The sequence below is a fragment of the Klebsiella pneumoniae genome (assembly GCF_000742135.1).
Classification (GTDB): domain Bacteria; phylum Pseudomonadota; class Gammaproteobacteria; order Enterobacterales; family Enterobacteriaceae; genus Klebsiella; species Klebsiella pneumoniae.
The window spans coordinates 5,123,611-5,142,226 of record NZ_KN046818.1 but is presented as its reverse complement, the minus strand read 5'-3'; the positions used below and the strand labels follow the sequence as shown (position 1 = coordinate 5,142,226).

The 18,616-nt window shown below is 57.7% G+C and carries 15 protein-coding genes; 7 read left to right on the top strand and 8 right to left on the bottom strand.

Annotated elements, in window-relative coordinates; all coding sequences use genetic code 11:
- Positions 1-69: 69 nt before the first annotated feature.
- Complete coding sequence (argB, locus tag DR88_RS01720; RefSeq protein ID WP_015959218.1) at positions 70-846, bottom strand: acetylglutamate kinase; 777 nt, start codon at positions 844-846, stop codon at positions 70-72.
- 6 nt (positions 847-852) lie between these two features.
- Positions 853-1,857: an N-acetyl-gamma-glutamyl-phosphate reductase gene (argC, locus tag DR88_RS01725; protein ID WP_004150396.1), complete on the bottom strand. Its 1,005-nt coding sequence runs from the start codon at positions 1,855-1,857 to the stop codon at positions 853-855.
- 113 nt (positions 1,858-1,970) lie between these two features.
- Between argC and argE the strand changes: the two genes are divergently transcribed.
- Together argE and ppc are read left to right on the top strand one after the other, a co-directional pair.
- Entirely contained in the window at positions 1,971-3,122 is a 1,152-nt protein-coding gene (gene argE, locus DR88_RS01730) for an acetylornithine deacetylase (protein ID WP_004177969.1), read from the top strand.
- A gap of 258 nt (positions 3,123-3,380) precedes the next feature.
- Entirely contained in the window at positions 3,381-6,032 is a 2,652-nt protein-coding gene (ppc, locus tag DR88_RS01735) for a phosphoenolpyruvate carboxylase (protein WP_025861519.1), read from the top strand.
- A 43-nt stretch (positions 6,033-6,075) separates the two neighbouring features.
- Here the strand turns inward: ppc and zinT are convergent, their stop codons facing one another.
- Positions 6,076-6,726, bottom strand: coding sequence for a metal-binding protein ZinT (zinT, locus tag DR88_RS01740; RefSeq protein ID WP_004187297.1), 651 nt, complete (start codon positions 6,724-6,726; stop codon positions 6,076-6,078).
- A gap of 24 nt (positions 6,727-6,750) precedes the next feature.
- Between zinT and DR88_RS01745 the strand changes: the two genes are divergently transcribed.
- The 3 genes from DR88_RS01745 (at position 6,751) to gldA (ending at position 9,763) form a co-directional block, all read left to right on the top strand.
- Positions 6,751-7,737, top strand: a complete 987-nt coding sequence (locus DR88_RS01745) for an AraC family transcriptional regulator (RefSeq protein ID WP_004150392.1) — start codon at positions 6,751-6,753, stop codon at positions 7,735-7,737.
- A 205-nt stretch (positions 7,738-7,942) separates the two neighbouring features.
- On the top strand, positions 7,943-8,605 hold the full coding sequence (gene fsa, locus DR88_RS01750; RefSeq protein WP_004177977.1) for a fructose-6-phosphate aldolase: 663 nt from the start codon (positions 7,943-7,945) through the stop codon (positions 8,603-8,605).
- A gap of 54 nt (positions 8,606-8,659) precedes the next feature.
- The gene (gene gldA / locus DR88_RS01755) at positions 8,660-9,763 is read left to right on the top strand and encodes a bifunctional L-1,2-propanediol dehydrogenase/glycerol dehydrogenase (RefSeq protein WP_004146274.1); all 1,104 of its coding nucleotides are present in this window, start codon (positions 8,660-8,662) and stop codon (positions 9,761-9,763) included.
- A 63-nt stretch (positions 9,764-9,826) separates the two neighbouring features.
- On the opposite strand, the gene DR88_RS01760 is transcribed toward gldA, so the two are convergent.
- The 3 genes from DR88_RS01760 to DR88_RS01770 all read right to left on the bottom strand — a co-directional run bounded on the left by DR88_RS01760 (position 9,827) and on the right by DR88_RS01770 (position 12,876).
- Positions 9,827-10,708, bottom strand: a complete 882-nt coding sequence (locus DR88_RS01760) for a DMT family transporter (RefSeq protein ID WP_023283106.1) — start codon at positions 10,706-10,708, stop codon at positions 9,827-9,829.
- A gap of 143 nt (positions 10,709-10,851) precedes the next feature.
- The gene (metF, locus tag DR88_RS01765) at positions 10,852-11,739 is read right to left on the bottom strand and encodes a methylenetetrahydrofolate reductase (protein ID WP_002882952.1); all 888 of its coding nucleotides are present in this window, start codon (positions 11,737-11,739) and stop codon (positions 10,852-10,854) included.
- 228 nt (positions 11,740-11,967) lie between these two features.
- Complete coding sequence (locus DR88_RS01770) at positions 11,968-12,876, bottom strand: LysR family transcriptional regulator (RefSeq protein ID WP_025861507.1); 909 nt, start codon at positions 12,874-12,876, stop codon at positions 11,968-11,970.
- 91 nt (positions 12,877-12,967) lie between these two features.
- On the opposite strand from DR88_RS01770, the gene DR88_RS01775 reads away from it, so the two are divergent.
- Positions 12,968-13,339 carry a carboxymuconolactone decarboxylase family protein gene (locus tag DR88_RS01775; RefSeq protein ID WP_002882947.1) on the top strand — a complete coding sequence of 124 codons (372 nt, stop codon included), beginning with the start codon at positions 12,968-12,970 and terminating at the stop codon, positions 13,337-13,339.
- A gap of 37 nt (positions 13,340-13,376) precedes the next feature.
- On the opposite strand, the gene DR88_RS01780 is transcribed toward DR88_RS01775, so the two are convergent.
- Complete coding sequence (locus tag DR88_RS01780; RefSeq protein ID WP_004150390.1) at positions 13,377-14,933, bottom strand: bifunctional metallophosphatase/5'-nucleotidase; 1,557 nt, start codon at positions 14,931-14,933, stop codon at positions 13,377-13,379.
- A gap of 138 nt (positions 14,934-15,071) precedes the next feature.
- Here DR88_RS01780 and DR88_RS01785 point away from each other — a divergent pair, with 138 nt between their 5' ends.
- Entirely contained in the window at positions 15,072-16,208 is a 1,137-nt protein-coding gene (locus tag DR88_RS01785; RefSeq protein WP_004150389.1) for an IS1/IS1595 family N-terminal zinc-binding domain-containing protein, read from the top strand.
- Here DR88_RS01785 and DR88_RS01790 read toward each other — a convergent pair.
- On the bottom strand, positions 16,183-18,615 hold the full coding sequence (locus DR88_RS01790) for a bifunctional aspartate kinase/homoserine dehydrogenase II (protein WP_002882944.1): 2,433 nt from the start codon (positions 18,613-18,615) through the stop codon (positions 16,183-16,185). The genes DR88_RS01785 and DR88_RS01790 overlap by 26 nt on opposite strands.
- Between the last annotated feature and the right edge of the window lies 1 nt (position 18,616).

Below are 18,616 nucleotides of genomic sequence, written 5' to 3'. Positions count from 1 at the left end.
GGCGGCATTGTGCCGCCCGGCCTACGGTCTTGTAAGCCCGGCAGACGACGCGCCGCCGGGCATGAAATCTTAAGCCAGAATACGTGTGCCGATCGGCGTGCCGTTAAATAACGCCGGCAGCTGCTCGGCGTGACGCCAGGAGGCGATATCCACCGGACGGCCCAGGGCACGTGCGGCGTCAAGGGCCGCATTCACTTTAACAATCATGCCGTCGGTGATAATCCCCTGCTCGATCAGCTGCTCCGCTTTCTCGGCGGTCATCTCGGCAATGCGCTGCCCTTTACCGTCGAGGATACCGCTAACGTCAGACAACAGGATCAGATCCGCCCCCAGGGTGGCCGCCAGCGCTGTCGCCGCCTGGTCAGCGTTGACGTTCATCAGCTGGCCTTCATCGGTCACCCCGATAGAGCTCACCACCGGCAGGTAACCGCCGGCCAGCAGGGTGTTGATCAGCGTCGGGGAGCCCGGCTGCGCCAGCCCGACATGGCCCAGCTCAGCATCCAGTTGCGTGACCTTCACGCTATCGCCATCGCCGAGGAACAGGCCTACCGAGGAAATACCATGTTTTTTCGCCCACGCCAGCAGCGTCTTGTTGGCGGTTCCCGCCAGCGCGCCGGTGATGATGTCGATTTGCTCAGCCGGCGTAACGCGCAGGCCATTTTTCTTCTGCACCGGCAGGTTGAGCTGCTTCATCAGCTCATCCACCACGCAGCCGCCGCCGTGGACGATAATCAGCGGACGCTGGTGCGCTTCACGGTAGTTAACCAGCGCGGTAAAAAGGCGCTCCAGCGCTTCTTCGCTATCGAGTAATACGCCGCCAAGTTTGATAATTAATGGGTTCATCATCACACCTTAAATAAGAGACTGCGTCTCAGCGAAGCCGAAACGAATATTCGCGCACTGCACCGCCTGCGCTGCGGCGCCTTTCAGCAGGTTATCCTCTGCCGCGACGACGATGAGATGATCGTCCTGCACGGCAAAACCGATATCACAGAATGGCAGGCCTTCGACGCTTTTCAAAGCGGGCACGCCTTTATCATATAAACGTACCAGTGGTTTATCGGCGTAAGCCTGCTGGTAAACCGCCGCGATCTGCGCATGGTCGACGCCCGGCTTCAGGCGGCAGGTAATGGTTTCCAGGATGCCGCGCTTAAAATTACCCAGGTGCGGGGTAAAAATTACCTTTGCCCCGAGGTGGCTGGCAATCTCCGGCTGATGGCGATGGTTAAATATGCCGTACGGCTGCAGGCTAACTTCACAGAAGCTGTTGCCGATCGCGGCTTTACGACCCGCGCCGCTCACCCCGCTGGTAGCGTTGATTACCGGCCACTGGTTGAGATCCAGCAGATTGGCCTCAATCAGCGGCTTCAGCGACAGCTGCGCCGCCGTCGGATAGCAGCCTGGCACTGCGATTAACTGCGCGTCTTTAAGCGCATCCGCGCTCCACTCCGCCAGACCATACACCGCCTGTTTGAGCAGGTCGGGATGCTGATGAGTGAAACCGTAATATTTTTCGTAGAACGCCCCATCGTTAACGCGGAAGGCACCGGAGAGATCGAACACCACGCAGCCAGCGGCAAGGAACTGCGGCGCCAGATCGTGACTCACTTCGTGCGCGGTGGCGAGAAACACCACGTCCACGCCAGCGCTGAATTCGCTGATATCGGACATCGGCTGCAGCGGCATATCGACAATGCCTTTGAGCTGCGGATGCAGGTCGGAAATTAATTTTCCCGCATCATTGCTTTGCGCGGAGACCGTCAAAGCGGTTATGTTCATATGCGGATGACGATTGATATAGGTCACCAGCTCTGCGCCGGCATAACCACTGGCACCCACAATCAGCGTATTTAACATTGGAAGCGCATCTCCTTACATTCGATGGGTTTTCTTACGCTCAACGATATTGTATTTTTATTCACAATAAATGCATGAATATTGATACTATCACGACCCAAGGTGTGTCAACAATGAAAAACAATTTACCGCCCTTTATCGAGATTTACCGCGCGTTGATCGCCACACCGTCCATCAGCGCGACTGAAGAGGCTCTCGATCAAAGCAATGAGTCTTTAATCAATTTGCTGGCAGGCTGGTTCCGCGATCTCGGCTTCAATGTTGAGATACAGCCGGTGCCGGATACGCGCCATAAATTCAACCTGCTGGCCAGCACCGGACACGGCGCCGGCGGCCTGCTGCTCGCCGGGCATACCGATACCGTGCCGTTCGATGATGGCCGCTGGACGCGCGACCCGTTCACCCTCACCGAACACGATAACAAGCTCTACGGTCTCGGCACGGCCGATATGAAAGGCTTCTTCGCCTTTATTCTCGACGCCCTGCGCGATGTCGACGTCACCACGCTGAAAAAGCCGCTGTATATTCTGGCCACTGCCGACGAAGAGACCAGCATGGCCGGCGCGCGCTACTTTGCCGAAACCACCCGGCTGCGCCCGGACTGCGCCATCATCGGCGAGCCCACCTCCCTGCAGCCGATCCGCGCCCATAAAGGCCATATGTCCAACGCGATCCGTATTCAGGGCCAGTCCGGCCACTCCAGCGATCCGGCGCGCGGGGTCAACGCGATTGAGCTGATGCACGACGCCATCGGCCGGATTATGCAGTTGCGCGATCTGCTAAAAGAGCGCTATCACTTCGAAGCGTTTACGGTCCCTTACCCAACCCTCAACCTGGGCGCTATCCATGGCGGCGATGCCTCAAACCGTATCTGCGCCTGCTGTGAACTGCATATGGATATCCGCCCGCTGCCGGGGATGACCCTAAACGATCTTAATGGTCTGTTGGGCGAGGCGCTGGCCCCGGTCAGCGAACGCTGGCCGGGCCGCCTGACGGTCTCTGAGCTGCATCCGCCGATCCCCGGCTACGAGTGCCCGCCGGACCATAAGCTGGTGCAGGTGGTCGAGAAACTGCTTGGCGCGCAGACCGACGTGGTGAACTACTGCACCGAAGCGCCGTTTATCCAGACGCTGTGTCCGACGCTGGTTCTCGGCCCGGGCTCCATCAATCAGGCCCATCAGCCTGACGAGTATCTGGAGACGCGCTTTATCAAGCCGACCCGGGAGCTGATTAGCCAGGTGGTTCATCACTTCTGCTGGCACTAAAATCGCCCTCTTTTTCCGCCCCGTTCTCCCGGGGCGGAACGGTGACGATCGTCACATTTCCATAAGCGATACTTATCCAGCGCTCCCTGAATTAAATTTCGCAAATTACGGCGATTTACTCGTTTGCTGAAGCGATTTCGCAGTAATTGACGTGGGGGTATTTACGTGGCTTTATAAAAGACGGGTTGCTTATCCGTTGCTCACGTTCCAGCGCAGCGGATATAACAAAATAAAATGAGATGGGGTGTCTGGGGTAACATGAACGAACAATATTCCGCATTGCGTAGTAATGTCAGTATGCTCGGCAAGGTGCTGGGCGATACCATCAAGGATGCATTGGGAGAAAATATTCTTGATCGTGTCGAAACTATCCGTAAGTTGTCCAAATCTTCACGCGCCGGCAACGAAGCTAACCGCCAGGAGCTGCTGACCACGCTGCAGAATTTGTCAAACGACGAACTGCTGCCGGTGGCCCGTGCCTTCAGCCAGTTTCTGAATCTGGCCAACACCGCTGAGCAGTACCACAGCATTTCGGCCAATGGCGAAGCGGCCAGCAATCCGGAAGTCATTGCGCGTACCCTGAGAAAGCTCAAAGACCAACCCAATCTCAACGAAGAGACCATCAAACAAGCGGTGGAATCGCTGTCTCTGGAGCTGGTGTTAACCGCCCACCCGACCGAGATCACCCGCCGGACGCTGATCCATAAAATGGTGGAAGTGAACAACTGCCTTAAGCAGTTGGACAACAAAGATATCGCTGACTACGAGCACCATCAGCTAATGCGCCGTCTGCGCCAGCTGATCGCCCAGTCGTGGCATACCGATGAAATTCGTAAGCACCGCCCTTCCCCGGTCGATGAAGCCAAATGGGGCTTCGCGGTGGTGGAAAACAGCCTGTGGGAAGGGGTGCCTAACTATCTGCGCGAGCTGAACGAACAGCTGGAAGCCAACCTTGGCTATCAGCTGCCGGTGGACTTCGTCCCGGTGCGTTTCACCTCGTGGATGGGCGGCGACCGCGACGGCAACCCGAACGTGACTGCCGACATCACCCGCCACGTGCTGCTGCTCAGCCGCTGGAAAGCGACCGACCTGTTCCTCAAAGACGTGCAGGTGCTGATCTCCGAGCTGTCGATGGTGGAGTGTACCGACGAGCTGCGCGCCCTGGCTGGCGCCGAGGGCGCTCAGGAACCTTACCGTTATCTGATGAAAAAACTGCGCTCTCAACTGATGGAGACCCAGGCCTGGCTGGAAGCGCGTCTGAAAGGTCAGAAGCTGCCGAAACCGGCGGGACTGATCACTCAGAACGAGCAGCTGTGGGAGCCGCTGTACGCCTGCTATAAATCGCTGCAGGCCTGCGGCATGGGCATTATCGCCAACGGCGAGCTGCTCGACACCCTGCGCCGCGTGAAGTCTTTCGGCGTACCGCTGGTCCGTATTGATATTCGTCAGGAAAGCACCCGCCATACCGAAGCGCTGGGTGAAATGACCCGTTACCTCGGGATCGGCGACTACGAAAGCTGGTCGGAAGCCGACAAACAGGCTTTCCTGATCCGCGAACTGAATTCCAAACGTCCGCTGCTGCCGCGCCAGTGGGAGCCAAGCGAAGAGACGCGTGAAGTTCTCGACACCTGCAAGGTGATCGCCGAGGCGCCGCGCGGATCGATCGCTGCCTACGTGATCTCGATGGCGAAAACGCCGTCCGATGTGCTGGCGGTTCATCTCCTGATGAAAGAAGCCGGGATTGGCTTTGCTCTGCCGGTGGCCCCGCTGTTCGAAACGCTGGATGACCTCAACAACGCCAACGACGTCATGACCCAGCTGCTGAATATCGACTGGTACCGCGGCTTTATCCAGGGCAAGCAGATGGTCATGATCGGCTACTCTGACTCCGCTAAAGATGCCGGCGTGATGGCCGCCTCCTGGGCGCAGTACCAGGCGCAGGACGCGCTGATCAAAACCTGCGAAAAAGCCGGTATTGAACTGACGCTGTTCCACGGTCGCGGCGGCTCTATCGGCCGCGGCGGCGCGCCGGCCCACGCCGCGCTGCTCTCGCAGCCGCCGGGAAGCCTGAAAGGCGGCCTGCGCGTTACCGAGCAGGGCGAGATGATCCGCTTTAAGTACGGCCTGCCGGAAGTCACCATCAGCAGCCTGTCGCTGTATACCAGCGCCATTCTGGAAGCCAACCTGCTGCCGCCGCCGGAGCCGAAAGCAGAATGGCGCGACATCATGGCCGAGCTGTCCGACGTGTCGTGCAAGATGTATCGCGGCTACGTGCGTGAAAACAAAGATTTCGTCCCTTACTTCCGCTCTGCGACCCCGGAGCAGGAGCTGGGCAAACTGCCGCTGGGTTCGCGTCCGGCAAAACGTCGTCCAACCGGCGGCGTCGAGTCGCTGCGCGCCATTCCGTGGATCTTCGCCTGGACCCAGAACCGCCTGATGCTGCCGGCCTGGCTGGGCGCTGGCGCTGCGCTGCAGAAGGTGGTCGAAGGTGGAAAACAGAGTGAACTGGAAGCCATGTGTCGCGACTGGCCGTTCTTCTCTACCCGCCTCGGCATGCTGGAGATGGTTTACTCGAAGGCCGACCTGTGGCTGGCGGAGTACTACGATCAGCGCCTGGTGAAGCCGGAGCTGTGGGCGCTGGGTTCCGAGCTGCGCAAGCTGCTGGCTGCCGATATCAACGTCGTGCTGGCCATCGCCAACGACTCCCATCTGATGGCCGACCTGCCGTGGATCGCCGAGTCTATCCAGCTGCGTAATATCTATACCGACCCGCTGAACGTCCTGCAGGCGGAACTGCTGCACCGTTCACGCCAGGCTGAAATAGAGGGCAAGGACCCGGATCCGCGCGTTGAACAAGCGCTGATGGTCACCATCGCCGGCGTCGCCGCCGGTATGCGTAACACCGGTTAATCTATCTCCCCCCGGCCGCCCGGCCGGGGGTTTTCCGCCCGTTCTAGTGGTGCAGCATCTCATCAACGATCTGTTCTTTATGCAGCGCATACGGATAATAGGTCGGCCAGTTATCCATCTCTTTCAGCAACGCCTCCTGTGATTCATTGCCCATGAAAATATGGAAATGCTGTGATTTACGCGGGCCAATGATATGGTCGCTGAATTGCACAAATTTCGGCGCGTTGGCATCGCCCTGCTGGCACTCGAACAGATAACGCACGCCCTTCTTACCGGAGGCGTAATGCAGAATTTTATAGCCTGAATAGCGGTATTTGCAGCTATTGACGGTCTGGCCAACGTGGAACTCAATCACGTCATCTTCAATGCCAATCTGCTCCACATCGGTGGCGTAGCCCTTCTTATAATAGGCGCGATACTCCTCCACGCTCTTGCCGCCGGGCTTTTTCGCCTTCTGCTCCAGCACCGGATCGAGATCGCCGTTGAGCAGATACGGGTTCACCGACTGCCAGACGCCTTCCCAGTCGCTCAGCGCGCGGTCCTGCACATCTTTATCCGCAAAAATGCCTTCGCTGGCCTGACGCTCCACTTCGGTTAACGCCGGGCCATGGCTATGGTTGCCGTGGGCGAACGCCTGGGCGCTGGCTAAAGCCATGCCGAATCCTAAGGCCAGCAGGGGGATCTTTCTGGTCATTACTCTCTCCTGAGTTTGCTATCAATGGCGACAAATTGTTACGATATAACATATCTTATCTGGGAGGCAAGAGCGACAGGCAAGCGCTTTTACCGCTGGAATAATGTCCGGTATGATGAAAAGGGTGATGCGCTGAACGGAAGAATGATGGACAACGATATCAATCAGCTTATTGATGCATTGCTAAAAAAGCAGACCAGCCTCGGCCGGGTTTATTTCGCCGGCGAGACGCGCTCGCCTGCTGAGCCGGTGGTGCAGGTGGATTTTCCCCGTCTGAATATCCTCCTCGATGGGCAGTTGCCCGACCAGGCGCTCGGCGATAACGCCCCTCCCCTCGAAGCCAACGACGTGCTCTATATTCCTGGCGATAGCTGGAACTGCCCGCAGTGGCAAGCGCCTTGCCTGCTGTTAAGCATCCTGTTCGCTAAGCAGCAGCTGGAGTGCTCGCTGCAGCACTGGAATGGCAAGGCGATAACTGTTGTCGACAAGCGGCAGGCGCTGCGCCGCGGGCCGCGCGTCGGATCATTTCTGCTGCAGGCGCTCAATGAACTCCGGATGCAACCGCAGGAGCAGCAAACCGCCCGCAGCATCGTCGTCAGCCTGCTCAGCCACTGCCATGATCTTCTCGGCAGCCAGGCGCAAACCTCCTCGCGCAGCCAGGCGTTGTTTGAAGCGATCCGCCAATATATGGACATCCATTATGCGGAACCGCTGAGCCGGGAATCGGTGGCCCAGGCGTTCTACCTCTCTCCCAACTATCTTTCCCATCTGTTCCAGAAATGTGGGCCAATGGGCTTCAATGAATATCTAAACCATATTCGTCTCGAACAGGCCCGTATGCTGCTGAAGGGCCACGATATGAAAGTGAAAGACATCGCCCACGCCTGCGGCTTCGCCGACAGCAACTACTTCTGCCGCCTGTTCCGCAAAACTACGGAACGCTCGCCGTCTGAATACCGCCGCCAGTACCATAGCCAGCTGACGGAAAAAGCATCCCCGGTAAAAAACTAGATTTTTGTGTGTTAAACCTGACTTTTGTGCGCGCTATAGTAACCTCCCATCCCAGCCAGCGCCGATAAATGTGATCTAAATCATCCTTAATCACGATGCGTACATTTATCCAGTTTTTGGCAAATTTGTCATCTGGCGATCCTTCGAACGAAAGCCGTATGCTTACCTCAACGACAGCACCGAATTAAGCATTGAGGAAAACACAATGGAACTCTATCTGGATACCGCCAACGTCGCCGAAGTGGAACGCCTGGCCCGCATCTACCCGCTGGCCGGGGTAACCACCAACCCGAGCATTATCGCCGCCGGTAAAGTCCCGGTCTGGGATGTGCTGCCGCGCCTGCAAAAAGCCGTCGGTCCGGAGGGCACCCTCTTCGCGCAGACCATGAGCCGCGACGCGCAGGGCATGGTGGAAGAGGCCAAACGTCTGAGCAATGCCGTGCCGGGCATTGTGGTCAAAATCCCGGTCACCGCCGAAGGGCTCGCCGCTATCAAACTGCTGAAGAAAGAAGGCATCCCGACCCTTGGCACCGCTGTCTACAGCGCTTCGCAAGGCCTGCTGGCCGCGCTGGCCGGCGCAAAGTACGTCGCGCCTTACGTTAACCGCGTCGACGCCCAGGGCGGGGACGGCATCCGCATGGTGCAGGAGCTGCAATCCCTGCTGGAAATGCATGCGCCCGAGAGCAAAGTTTTGGCGGCAAGCTTCAAAACGCCACGCCAGGCGCTGGATTGTCTGCTGGCTGGCTGCGAAGCAATCACCCTTCCACTAGATGTAGCGCAACAAATGCTCGGCACCCCTGCGGTAGAGTCAGCCATAGAGAAGTTTGAACAGGACTGGAATAACGCCTTTGGCACGCTGAATCTGTAACCGGATCCGCGAGCCGCCTGCGGGCGGCGTCACGGTCATCGAGGAGGAATCGAAATGGATCGCATTATTCAATCACCAGGCAAATATATCCAGGGCGCAGGCGCCATCAAGCGCCTCGGCGACTATCTGAAACCGCTGGCCGAGCGCTGGCTGGTAGTCGGTGATAAGTTCGTCCTGGGGTTTGCGGAAGAGATGCTGCGTAAAAGCCTGGCCGACGCTGGCCTGGCGGCCGAAATCGCGCCGTTTGGCGGTGAGTGTTCGCATAATGAAATCAACCGCCTACGCGATATCGCCGGCAACGCGAAGTGCACCGCCGTGCTGGGGATCGGCGGTGGCAAAACCCTGGATACCGCGAAAGCGCTGGCCCACTTTATGAATGTGCCGGTGGCGATCGCCCCCACCATCGCCTCCACCGATGCGCCGTGCAGCGCGCTGTCGGTGATATACACCGACGAAGGGGAATTCGACAGCTACCTGATGCTGCCGCGCAACCCCAACATGGTCATTGTCGATACGCAGATCGTTGCCGGCGCGCCGGCCCGCCTGCTGGCCGCCGGGATTGGCGATGCGCTGGCTACCTGGTTCGAAGCCCGCGCCTGCTCCCGTAGCGGCGCCACCACTATGGCGGGCGGGAAGTGCACCCAGGCGGCGCTGGCGCTGGCCGAGCTATGCTACAACACCTTACTCGAAGAGGGTGAAAAAGCGATGCTGGCCGCCGAACAGCACGTGGTCACCCCGGCGCTGGAGCGGGTGGTGGAAGCCAACACCTATCTGAGCGGCGTGGGTTTCGAAAGCGGTGGTCTCGCGGCGGCGCACGCGATTCATAACGGCATGACGGCCATCCCTGACGCCCATCACTATTATCACGGGGAAAAAGTGGCGTTCGGAACCCTGACGCAGCTGGTGCTGGAAAATGCGCCGGTGGACGAAATAGAGACCGTCGCCGCGCTGTGCCACAGCGTTGGGCTGCCGATCACCCTGGCGCAGCTGGATATCAAAGGTGATATCCCGACCAAAATGCGTCTGGTGGCGGAAGCCGCCTGCGCTGAAGGCGAAACCATTCACAATATGCCGGGCGGCGTTGATTCCGACCAGGTCTACGCCGCGCTGCTGGTGGCCGACCAGTATGGTCAGCGCTTCCTGCAGGAATGGGAATAAACCAGAGCAAAACACCCGGCGACAGCCGGGTGTTTTTTATGCATCTCTGCAGGCCGGAGCAGGCTATGCCCCTCGTCTCTTGATACTGATCATCGCCAACGCCAGTACTATCAACGCAATGCCCCAACCTTCCACCTTTCCTGGATTTTCATGTAGTAGCCACCAGGAAAATAGCACGCCACAGACCGGTACGGCCAGCGTACTCAGACCGGCTATACTTGCCGGTAAATTACGCAGTACAAAAAGCCACAGACTCCAGGCCAGCGCCGTTGCAAGGATTGCGCTGTAAGCCAGGGCCCAGAAAACGTCGGGCTGCCAGTCTACCGCCCGTTGCGGGACGAGCCAGGCCACTACGCTCATTACTACGGCGGCATATAGCATCTGCCATGTCGTTAGTGCCAGCAAATCAACCTGCGGATACCGGGTATACATACGCTTCGCGACGATCGCACCTGCCCCCCAGCTCACGCCGGAGAGGATCGCCAGCAAGGCGCTTTTCAGGGAAGTAAAGTCGAGTTGCCAAGGCTGAAGTACGAGTATCAGGCCCACGCATGCCACCCCGATGGCGATATACTGCCATCGCCGCATGCGCTCACCTAAGAATAACGCGGCCATCACCACTACCCAGAATGGCATGGTATAACTCAGGATCGCCACTTTACCGGCGCCACCGCTCATTAGCGCCCACTGTGCCAGACCAACCATGCCACAGGTTTGCAATAACGCGATCGCCAGGGTGTAGCCGAAAGGCGTCGGCTTGAGCGCTTTACCGCGGATCAACATCACTATCCATAGCACCACGGCGCCAAAAATACAGCGCAGCGCCGTGAAGTCAAAAGCGCCGATATAGCTCGTCACTTGCTTCATCGCGATCCAGCTAAAGCTCCAGATCAGCGTTAATAACGCCAAACCGCCAAACGCCAGTGGATCGCTCTTCCTTGCCATTGCATAACCCATCCCTGTCAATTATCAGGCTGGCACTATACGCGCTTTATCTTCTGCTCTCCCCTGACCTGTATCAGCGTTTTGGGCAAAAAAAAGCGATGGCGAATACCGGCTTCGCCATCGCACTAAACGTTAATGAAAACTCAGGCCGGGCGTACGCCCAGCGTATGGCAGATGGCGTAGCTCATCTCGGCGCGGTTCAGGGTGTAGAAGTGGAAATCCTTGACCCCTTCCCGGCTTAAGATCTTCACCATGTCCATGGCGATATTCGCCCCCACCAGTTGACGAGTTTCGGCGTCGTTATCCAGCCCTTCGAACATTTTTGACATCCACACCGGGATACGGACGTTGGTCATATCCGCAAACTTTTTCGCCTGTTTAAAGTTGGAAACCGGCAGGATACCGGGAATGATTTCCACGTCGATGCCTGCCGAGACGCAGCGATCGCGAAAACGCAGGTAGCTTTCCACATCGAAGAAGAACTGGGTGATCGCGCGGTTGGCCCCTGCTTCTACTTTGCGTTTCAGGTTCAGTAAATCCGCCTGCGCGCTTTTCGCCTCCGGATGCACTTCCGGATACGCGGCGACAGAGATATCAAAATCGCCTACCTCTTTCAGCAACGTCACCAGATCGGCGGCGTACATATCCGGTTTACCGCTGCCCGGCGGCAGGTCGCCGCGCAGGGCGACGATATGGCGGATACCGTTGTTCCAGTAATCCTGAGCGATAGTGCGCAACTCATCGCGGCTGGCATCGATACAGGTCAGGTGCGGCGCTGCTTCCAGACCGGTTCGCTCTTTAATGCCTTTGATGATGCTGTGGGTGCGATCGCGCTCGCCAGAGTTCGCGCCATAGGTTACCGAAACAAACTTCGGTTTCAGACTGCTCAGGCGATCGATGGATTTCCACAGGGTTTGCTCCATTTCACTGGTGCGCGGCGGAAAGAATTCAAAAGACACATTAATCTGGCCCTGGACTTCCGCCAGGCTCTGATTCAGGGCTTCCCGCTGATTGGCGTGAAAAAAGCTCATACCTTACCTCATCAATCGCATGTAATGGCTGTTATATTGCGAACTTCTATACGTTTAGACGTCCAGATGTAAAAATGACGGAAAAGCGCGCGGGCGTCAATAGAAAAATCTGCGTAAAGAGTGAGGAATAGGTCACCTACATGAAAAAATTTCATCTTCCGATCACCTGGCCACGCACAGGAAGCGGCTCGGTGGGCAATATAAGGTGGCTCGCGAGTCAGCCTGAGACTAGCCAGTCGCCAGAATGCCATCCAGCAGAGAAAGCCATTGCTGCACGGACTCTGCCTGGTGAGGCGGATAAATCACCCCAAGGCTTAACGGCATCGCGTCGCCCTCAGCCACCGGGCAGAACGCCACCCCCTGACGCTGAATCGCGGAAAAGGACGCCGGCAGCAGGATCATGCCTTCGCCGCGCGCAATACGCGCCAGCAGCACATCATGCTCGGCCGGCTCTTCCACATACGTCGGGGCATAGCCAGCCCGGTCGAAAATGCGGCGCGTGTAGTCAAAGAAACCAGGATTACGCTCGCGTTTAAACCAGAACAGCGGCCGATGATTGAGCGCGCTTAACGTCAGCCCTGGCCTGGCGGCTTCCGGCCAGGAGGCAGGTAATGCCGCAATGAGCGGCTCATGATACGGCAATGGGTGCAGGTGCAGCCCTTCAGTATTGAGCGGCAACGCGACCAGCGCCGCATCGAGTTTGCCTTTGCGTACCTGCTGAGCCAGCGCCGGTGAGGCGTGGCGGGTGATATGCAACGCGCGGGTATGTTCGCTCAGCGCAGCCTCAACGGCGGCGAAAATGCCCTGTTCGAAGGCCGTCGTCACGCCCAGACGTAGAGCCTGCGGCGAGTTGGCGGCGAGCTCACTCAATGCCGCCAGCGTGCGTTCCTGGAGCGCCAGCAGAGGTTGAATCATCTCCAGCACCTCTCTACCCGCGTCGGTCAGGATCAGGCCTTTGCTATGGCGCTGAAACAGCGTCACCCCCAGCTGCGCTTCCAGATGGCGGATATGGCGGGTCAGCGGCGGCTGCGAGATAAATAACCGCTGCGCCGCCCGGCTGATGTTATTTTCCTCCGCTACCACGGCAAAGGCGCGCAGCAGGCGAATATCCAGGGAATGTAATCGCGAAGTTGTCATACTGAAAAGGTATCACGAAAAGGGTATTACTCAAGTCCGGCACACTTCCCTACCCTTCCTCTTAACGCACCATCACAGAGAGGAAAAAACGATGTCCAGCGAACGTTATATCATCGGTCAGGAAATGCTTCAGCGGGTGGATGGTAAGGGCGGGGAAGCTGTCGTCGACAGCCTGCGGGATATCGCCCCCGATTTCGCCCGCTATCTGATTGAGTTCCCCTTCGGCGATATTTACGCCAGGCCAGGGCTCGATTTACGCAGCCGGGAAATCGCCACCATCGCCGCGCTCACGGCGTTGGGTAACGCCGAGCCACAGCTGAAAGTACACATTGCCGCGGGATTAAACGTCGGCCTGACGCAAGAGGAGATTACGGAAGCGATCATGCAGATGGCAGTCTATGCCGGATTCCCGGCGGCCCTCAACGGCCTGTTTGCCGCCAGGGCGGTATTTGCGGCCCACTGATCGCTTAAGGCCGGGCTGACTGCCCGGCCTTAAAAACTTATTTCTTCACATCGACAACGCGCTGCCCGCTAAGCTGCTCATCCGTTATCTTTTGCCCGGCTTTGAAATAGTCTACGACCGCATTTGAAACGTAATAGCCGCCGGAGGTATTACGCGCCTGCCCCTCGGTAAACGCGACAAAACCATCGCCGCCATCTGCAAGGAAGCTGTTGGTGGCAATATGGTAAACCGTCGTATCGTCAATCGGTTTACCGTTTAGCCTAAATAACACAACGCGCTGGCCCACAGGTTTGCTGCTGTCATACTTCATTTCCAGTCCCCGGGAGACCTGCAGCACGCCGTTGCTCAACCCGGCGCCATGCTCCATCAGGCTACGCAACTGCTTCCCGGTTAGATCCATGGTGACCAGCTCGTTGGGAAACGGGAAGGTGCTGATAACGGCGCCCATGCTCACCGCCCCGGCGGGGATCTCATTCCGGATCCCGCCCGAGTTGGTTAACGCCATCTGCGTACTCCTACCTGCTGCCAACAGCAAGGCGTCAGCGGCAAGATTGCCCAACGGCGAAGAGATGCCATACGCACGGGTCAGTTCAACGGGCGATTGTGTAATGACCTGCTGCACCAGTTGATCAAGTTGCTTATTCCAGCCGTCGATGACCTGTTTTGTCTGCGGATCAGGCTTCCATTCATCGGCATAAAGCGTCTTCAGCTCAAAGTGCTTCACCGTGAATTGGTGCGGTTTCTCCTGATAATCCAGCACCAGTTTACCCACATCGATGCCGCCGCTATCGGTAGAAAGAATCAACGTATTACCCACTTTAATGGGCTCCGGTGTGCCAACGTGAGCATGGCCGGTAATTAAAACGTCCAGGCCTTTCACCTGACCCGCAGTCTGAATATCTTTATCCAGCGCACGACGCACATCGGTTCCCCCCTGGCTCGACTGACGCGCCGGGACGCCTTCATGGATCAGGGCCACGGTCAGATCCACTTTACCGTTAAGTTCATCGATATAATGCTGTAGCCATTTCACCTCATCGCGCGCTTCGATACCCACTCGCGTCGCGGCAGAAACGGTGTCATTAAAAGCAAACACGCCGTGCAGGCCAATCACGCCAATTTTCACGCCATCTTTTTCGATAATGGTATAGGGCTTATCCCAGAACGATTTATCGCTGTTCTGATAAAAAATATTGCCCTGAACAATCGGGAATGTCGCCTGGCTAAGCTGAAGCAACGTATTATCCCAGCCGTGATCGAACTCATGATTACCGATAGTCACCGCATCGTAGGACATCGTATTCATAATATCGATTATCGCTTTGCCCTTCGTCAGGCTACTGATGTAAGGCCCGGTAAAATAATCTCCGGCATCAAAAAACCAGGTCGCGTTATTTTTCGCTTTTTCCTGTTTCACCATCGTCGTGATATTCGCCCAACCACCAATATCTCGTTTACCATCCGCTATCCATGGCACTTTATAAGGTTCGACATGGGCATGAAGATCGTTGGTATAAATTATGGTGACATCTTTGGCGCAGGCCCAGAAAGGCAAAGTCAACAGAAGTGCTGCGCTCATTGCTTTTAGTTTCATCGGAGTTCCTTTCAGAGTGATAAAGAACCGCTAAGTTACGTTCTGAAAGACTTTTTTATGTGAGAGCATTCACAGTTGTATGCAACCTGAGCAGGACAAAATTAACGACCTGTAAAAATCGTTGGTATTGACCTGCCAGTGGATACTCTCTTTACCATTAATGCCTGTAAAACTTTTGGCTGCCGCAATTTAGGTTTACCGTCTGCGGCTGAGTATCATTTCCCGAATTTTCGGCTGGGCTACCCGGCGCTCTACTGCGCAGCCTGCGGCAGCTATCCCCCCCTGTTTAACGAACGGGAATTCCGCCCCTGGCTGGCGGCTTATCTGACGGATCATGCCCGCCGCTACGGCTATTTTTGCCCGGTATGCTATCAGCGGGATATTATTCGCTACGGCCGCAATCCGCAGGGTACGCAACGCCTTCAGTGCCGCCACTGTAAAAAGGTCTGGACGCCAAAATTCCCACACATCGCCCCAATTGAAGCCCCACGACGTATTTGCAGCGTACCGTTGATAGCGCCATTCCAGGGTAATGCCGCCGGGCAAAAGCTCTATTTTTTATTAAGCTTTGATGCCGTGCGCGGTAATGTTATTCATCTTACCTCTAATTTCACTCCTTTCGCGGTAGGCGAGTCATTACGCTATCACTGGCGCGGCGGACAAGCCGACAGGGAGGAGACTGACGATATTATTCAACGTATTTCTCTCACTGAAATGCGCTTTTTACAACGCAGTCAGTTCGATGAAATCCAGTACGGCAGCGCAATGCAAAAGCGCCATGCCCGCGGCAATATATTGCGCCCGGTTATCGCCGCGCACGGTCATTTCAAACTGCTCAGCCAGCGGTTTCCAGAGGTGAAAACGCACGTTATTGCGCATGAATGCTTTTTACGCGGCGCGGCGATCGTTGCCTGGGCGCCGCTTTTTCGTCAGCGGCAAGGCGATCTATGGTATGTGGAAGAAGAGATAAGGAACCCAGCCAGCCCGGCTCCGTGGCAGCTACAGGGGAAAACCCATCATGGCTGGTGGCAAAATTCATGGCAGCGTTGGACGCAGGAAGAGAATCAGAAAATGGTCTGCCGGCTTGCCGGCACTGCAGAAGAGAACGCCTTTCTACCAGACCTTGCGGCCAGCCGACGGTTTACAATATGGCTGAAAAACAGACCCGCGTTTGCGCAGAGCGCCCTGTATTCCGCAGGGCGCGTAACGCAAATAATGGCCTCACTGGTTCAAGAGTATAACGCGACGCTTACAGCAGCTGCGCCAGGCGGTTAATATCCGACTGGATCGCCCCGGCGGTCACATCGCGCCCGGCGCCGGGCCCGCGGATCACCAGCGGGTTATCGCGATACCAGCGGCTTTCGATGGCAAACACGTTATCGCACGGCAGCAGCGCCGCCAGCGGGTGCTCTTCGCGTACCGCTTCCACACCGACGCGTGCTTTGCCGTTGGCATCAAAGCGCGCCACGTAGCGGAGCACCAGCCCCATCTCGCGGGCCGCTTCCAGACGCTGCAGCATCTGCTCGTTCAGCTCTTCGCCATTCTCAAAGAAGTGATCGACCGACCCCTCTTCACAGTGCGCCGGCACCAGTGATTCCACACGCACCTGATCCGGTTCGATGTCATAGCCCGCTTCCCGCGCGAGGATCACCAGCTTACGCATCACATCCTTACCGGACAGATCGACGCGCGGATCCGGCTCGGTCAGCCCCTGCTGCCACGCCTGATCCACCAGGTCGGTGAACGGCACGGTGCCATCGAACTGCAGGAACAGCCAGGAGAGCGTTCCCGAGAAGATACCGCTCAGGCCGAGAATAGTATCGCCGCTGTCGATCAGGTCGCGCACCGTATGGTTCACCGGCAAGCCGGCGCCCACGGTGGCGTTATATAGCCAGTGGCGCCCCGTCTTCTCAAACGCGTCGTGGATCTGACGATATTTATCACTGCTGCTGGCGCCCGCCAGCTTGTTGGCGCTAATGACGTGGAAGCCATGGCTGGCGAAATCAAGATACTGGTCGGCCAGCTGTTCGCTGGCGGTGACGTCCAGCACCACTAAATCATCATACGGGTGCGCGCGCATCCACAGGAACAGCGACTCTTCATCCTGCTCCACCGCTTCATCGTTGAAGAAAGCCAGCGCCCGGCTGGCATCCAGCCCGTCGTAATTCAGCAGGCTGCGTTTACTGTCGACTACGCCGGCGAGAATAAACTCGAAACCGGTACGCGCCGACAGCGTAGTTTGTTCACGGGCGAAAAGCTCCAGCCAGCGGGAACCAATGTTCCCTTTGCCGAACAGCATCAGGCCAATACGCTTTTCGGCGCGAAACAAGGACTGATGCAGCCCCTGGATCAGACTTTCCGTCGGCCCGGCGCGTAGCACCGCCACCAGGCTGATCCCCTCTTCAGACTGCCAGGTGAACTCCACCGGCTGCCCTTTGAGCTGCTGCCAGAAACGGTGGCAGTGCAGCGGGTTACGGGTGACTCCCGCGCCCACCATCGCCACCAGCGCCAGCTTCTGACGCAGACGCAGCTCGCCCGGCAGACCGGCTTCATCGAGCAATTTCAGCGCGCTGTCGGCCACCTCGGAGGTGTAGCAGAACTGCAGCAGCTTACGGTCGGCATGGACGCCAACGGCTAACGGGCGCAGCTGGGCGCGTTTGAGCAGAGCGTCCAGCTCTTTATGCGCCAGTTTGAAATCGTGACCGGCCGGCACCTGGAACTCCACCAGGCAGACGTCGTCATGGCTGGTGACAATCCGTGCGCCGGTACCGGAGGCCAGCACGCGCTCAATGCGCGTGGAACCCTGTTCCGGCGTGTAGCTGCAGCGTAACTGCAGATCGATATCACTGGCGGAAACCGGCTGTAGCGTGCGGGCATGGAGCACCGGCGCGGCCAGGCGCGCCAGCTCGCTGGCTTCGTCCAGACGCAGCAGCGGCAGCAGGCAGGCGTCTTTCACCTTGCGCGGATCCGCGCTGTACACCCCGGCAACGTCGCTCCAGATAGTGACCCGGGAGGCGCCCGCCAGCGCGCCGATCTGGGTGGCAGAGTAGTCAGACCCGTTACGGCCCAGCAGGACGGTTTCGCCGGCCTGGTTGCGGGAGATAAAGCCGGTCACCACCAGACGTTTGTTAGGATGCTGCGCCATCAGCTGCTGCAGCAGTGGGTAAGATAATCCCTCATCCACCTGCGGCTGCGCGGCGCGTTCCGCGCGCAGGAACGCGCGCGCGTCCAGCCAGGCGGCTTCCATACCCAGCTGGTTGAGAACCGCCGCCATCAGGCGCGCGGACCACACTTCCCCATGGCCGACTACTTCCGCATAGACCGCTTCGGAAACCCCGCCGTCCAGCAGACCAGCCAGACGCTCAAGGTCGTGGATAAAGGCGGCTATCAACGTATCCGCCGCCGCAGGCTCCAGCAGACCGCCAATCAGCTCGGTGTGATAGCGGCGAAGCGACTGCTGAACCTGATGCGCAGCAAGGCGATCGCTCTGGCTAAGCTTAAGCCAGCTGATCAGCTGGTTGGTGGTGCTGCCAGCGGCGGAGACGACCATCATATCCCCCGCCTGCGAATACTCCTTCATGATCCCCGCGACGCGCAGGTAACATTTCGCATCCGCTAAACTACTCCCACCAAATTTGTGCAGCTGACGACCCTTCGCCCCTGCCTGCGCAATCACACTCATC

Bases quoted from the DNA above. Each gene is read 5' to 3' on its own strand.
- argB (WP_015959218.1), bottom strand. From the start codon at position 846: ATGATGAACCCATTAATTATCAAACTTGGCGGCGTATTACTCGATAGC.
- argC (WP_004150396.1), bottom strand. From the start codon at position 1,857: ATGTTAAATACGCTGATTGTGGGTGCCAGTGGTTATGCCGGCGCAGAG.
- argE (WP_004177969.1), top strand. From the start codon at position 1,971: ATGAAAAACAATTTACCGCCCTTTATCGAGATTTACCGCGCGTTGATC.
- ppc (WP_025861519.1), top strand. From the start codon at position 3,381: ATGAACGAACAATATTCCGCATTGCGTAGTAATGTCAGTATGCTCGGC.
- zinT (WP_004187297.1), bottom strand. From the start codon at position 6,726: ATGACCAGAAAGATCCCCCTGCTGGCCTTAGGATTCGGCATGGCTTTA.
- DR88_RS01745 (WP_004150392.1), top strand. From the start codon at position 6,751: ATGGCGACAAATTGTTACGATATAACATATCTTATCTGGGAGGCAAGA.
- fsa (WP_004177977.1), top strand. From the start codon at position 7,943: ATGGAACTCTATCTGGATACCGCCAACGTCGCCGAAGTGGAACGCCTG.
- gldA (WP_004146274.1), top strand. From the start codon at position 8,660: ATGGATCGCATTATTCAATCACCAGGCAAATATATCCAGGGCGCAGGC.
- DR88_RS01760 (WP_023283106.1), bottom strand. From the start codon at position 10,708: ATGGCAAGGAAGAGCGATCCACTGGCGTTTGGCGGTTTGGCGTTATTA.
- metF (WP_002882952.1), bottom strand. From the start codon at position 11,739: ATGAGCTTTTTTCACGCCAATCAGCGGGAAGCCCTGAATCAGAGCCTG.
- DR88_RS01770 (WP_025861507.1), bottom strand. From the start codon at position 12,876: ATGACAACTTCGCGATTACATTCCCTGGATATTCGCCTGCTGCGCGCC.
- DR88_RS01775 (WP_002882947.1), top strand. From the start codon at position 12,968: ATGTCCAGCGAACGTTATATCATCGGTCAGGAAATGCTTCAGCGGGTG.
- DR88_RS01780 (WP_004150390.1), bottom strand. From the start codon at position 14,933: ATGAAACTAAAAGCAATGAGCGCAGCACTTCTGTTGACTTTGCCTTTC.
- DR88_RS01790 (WP_002882944.1), bottom strand. From the start codon at position 18,615: ATGAGTGTGATTGCGCAGGCAGGGGCGAAGGGTCGTCAGCTGCACAAA.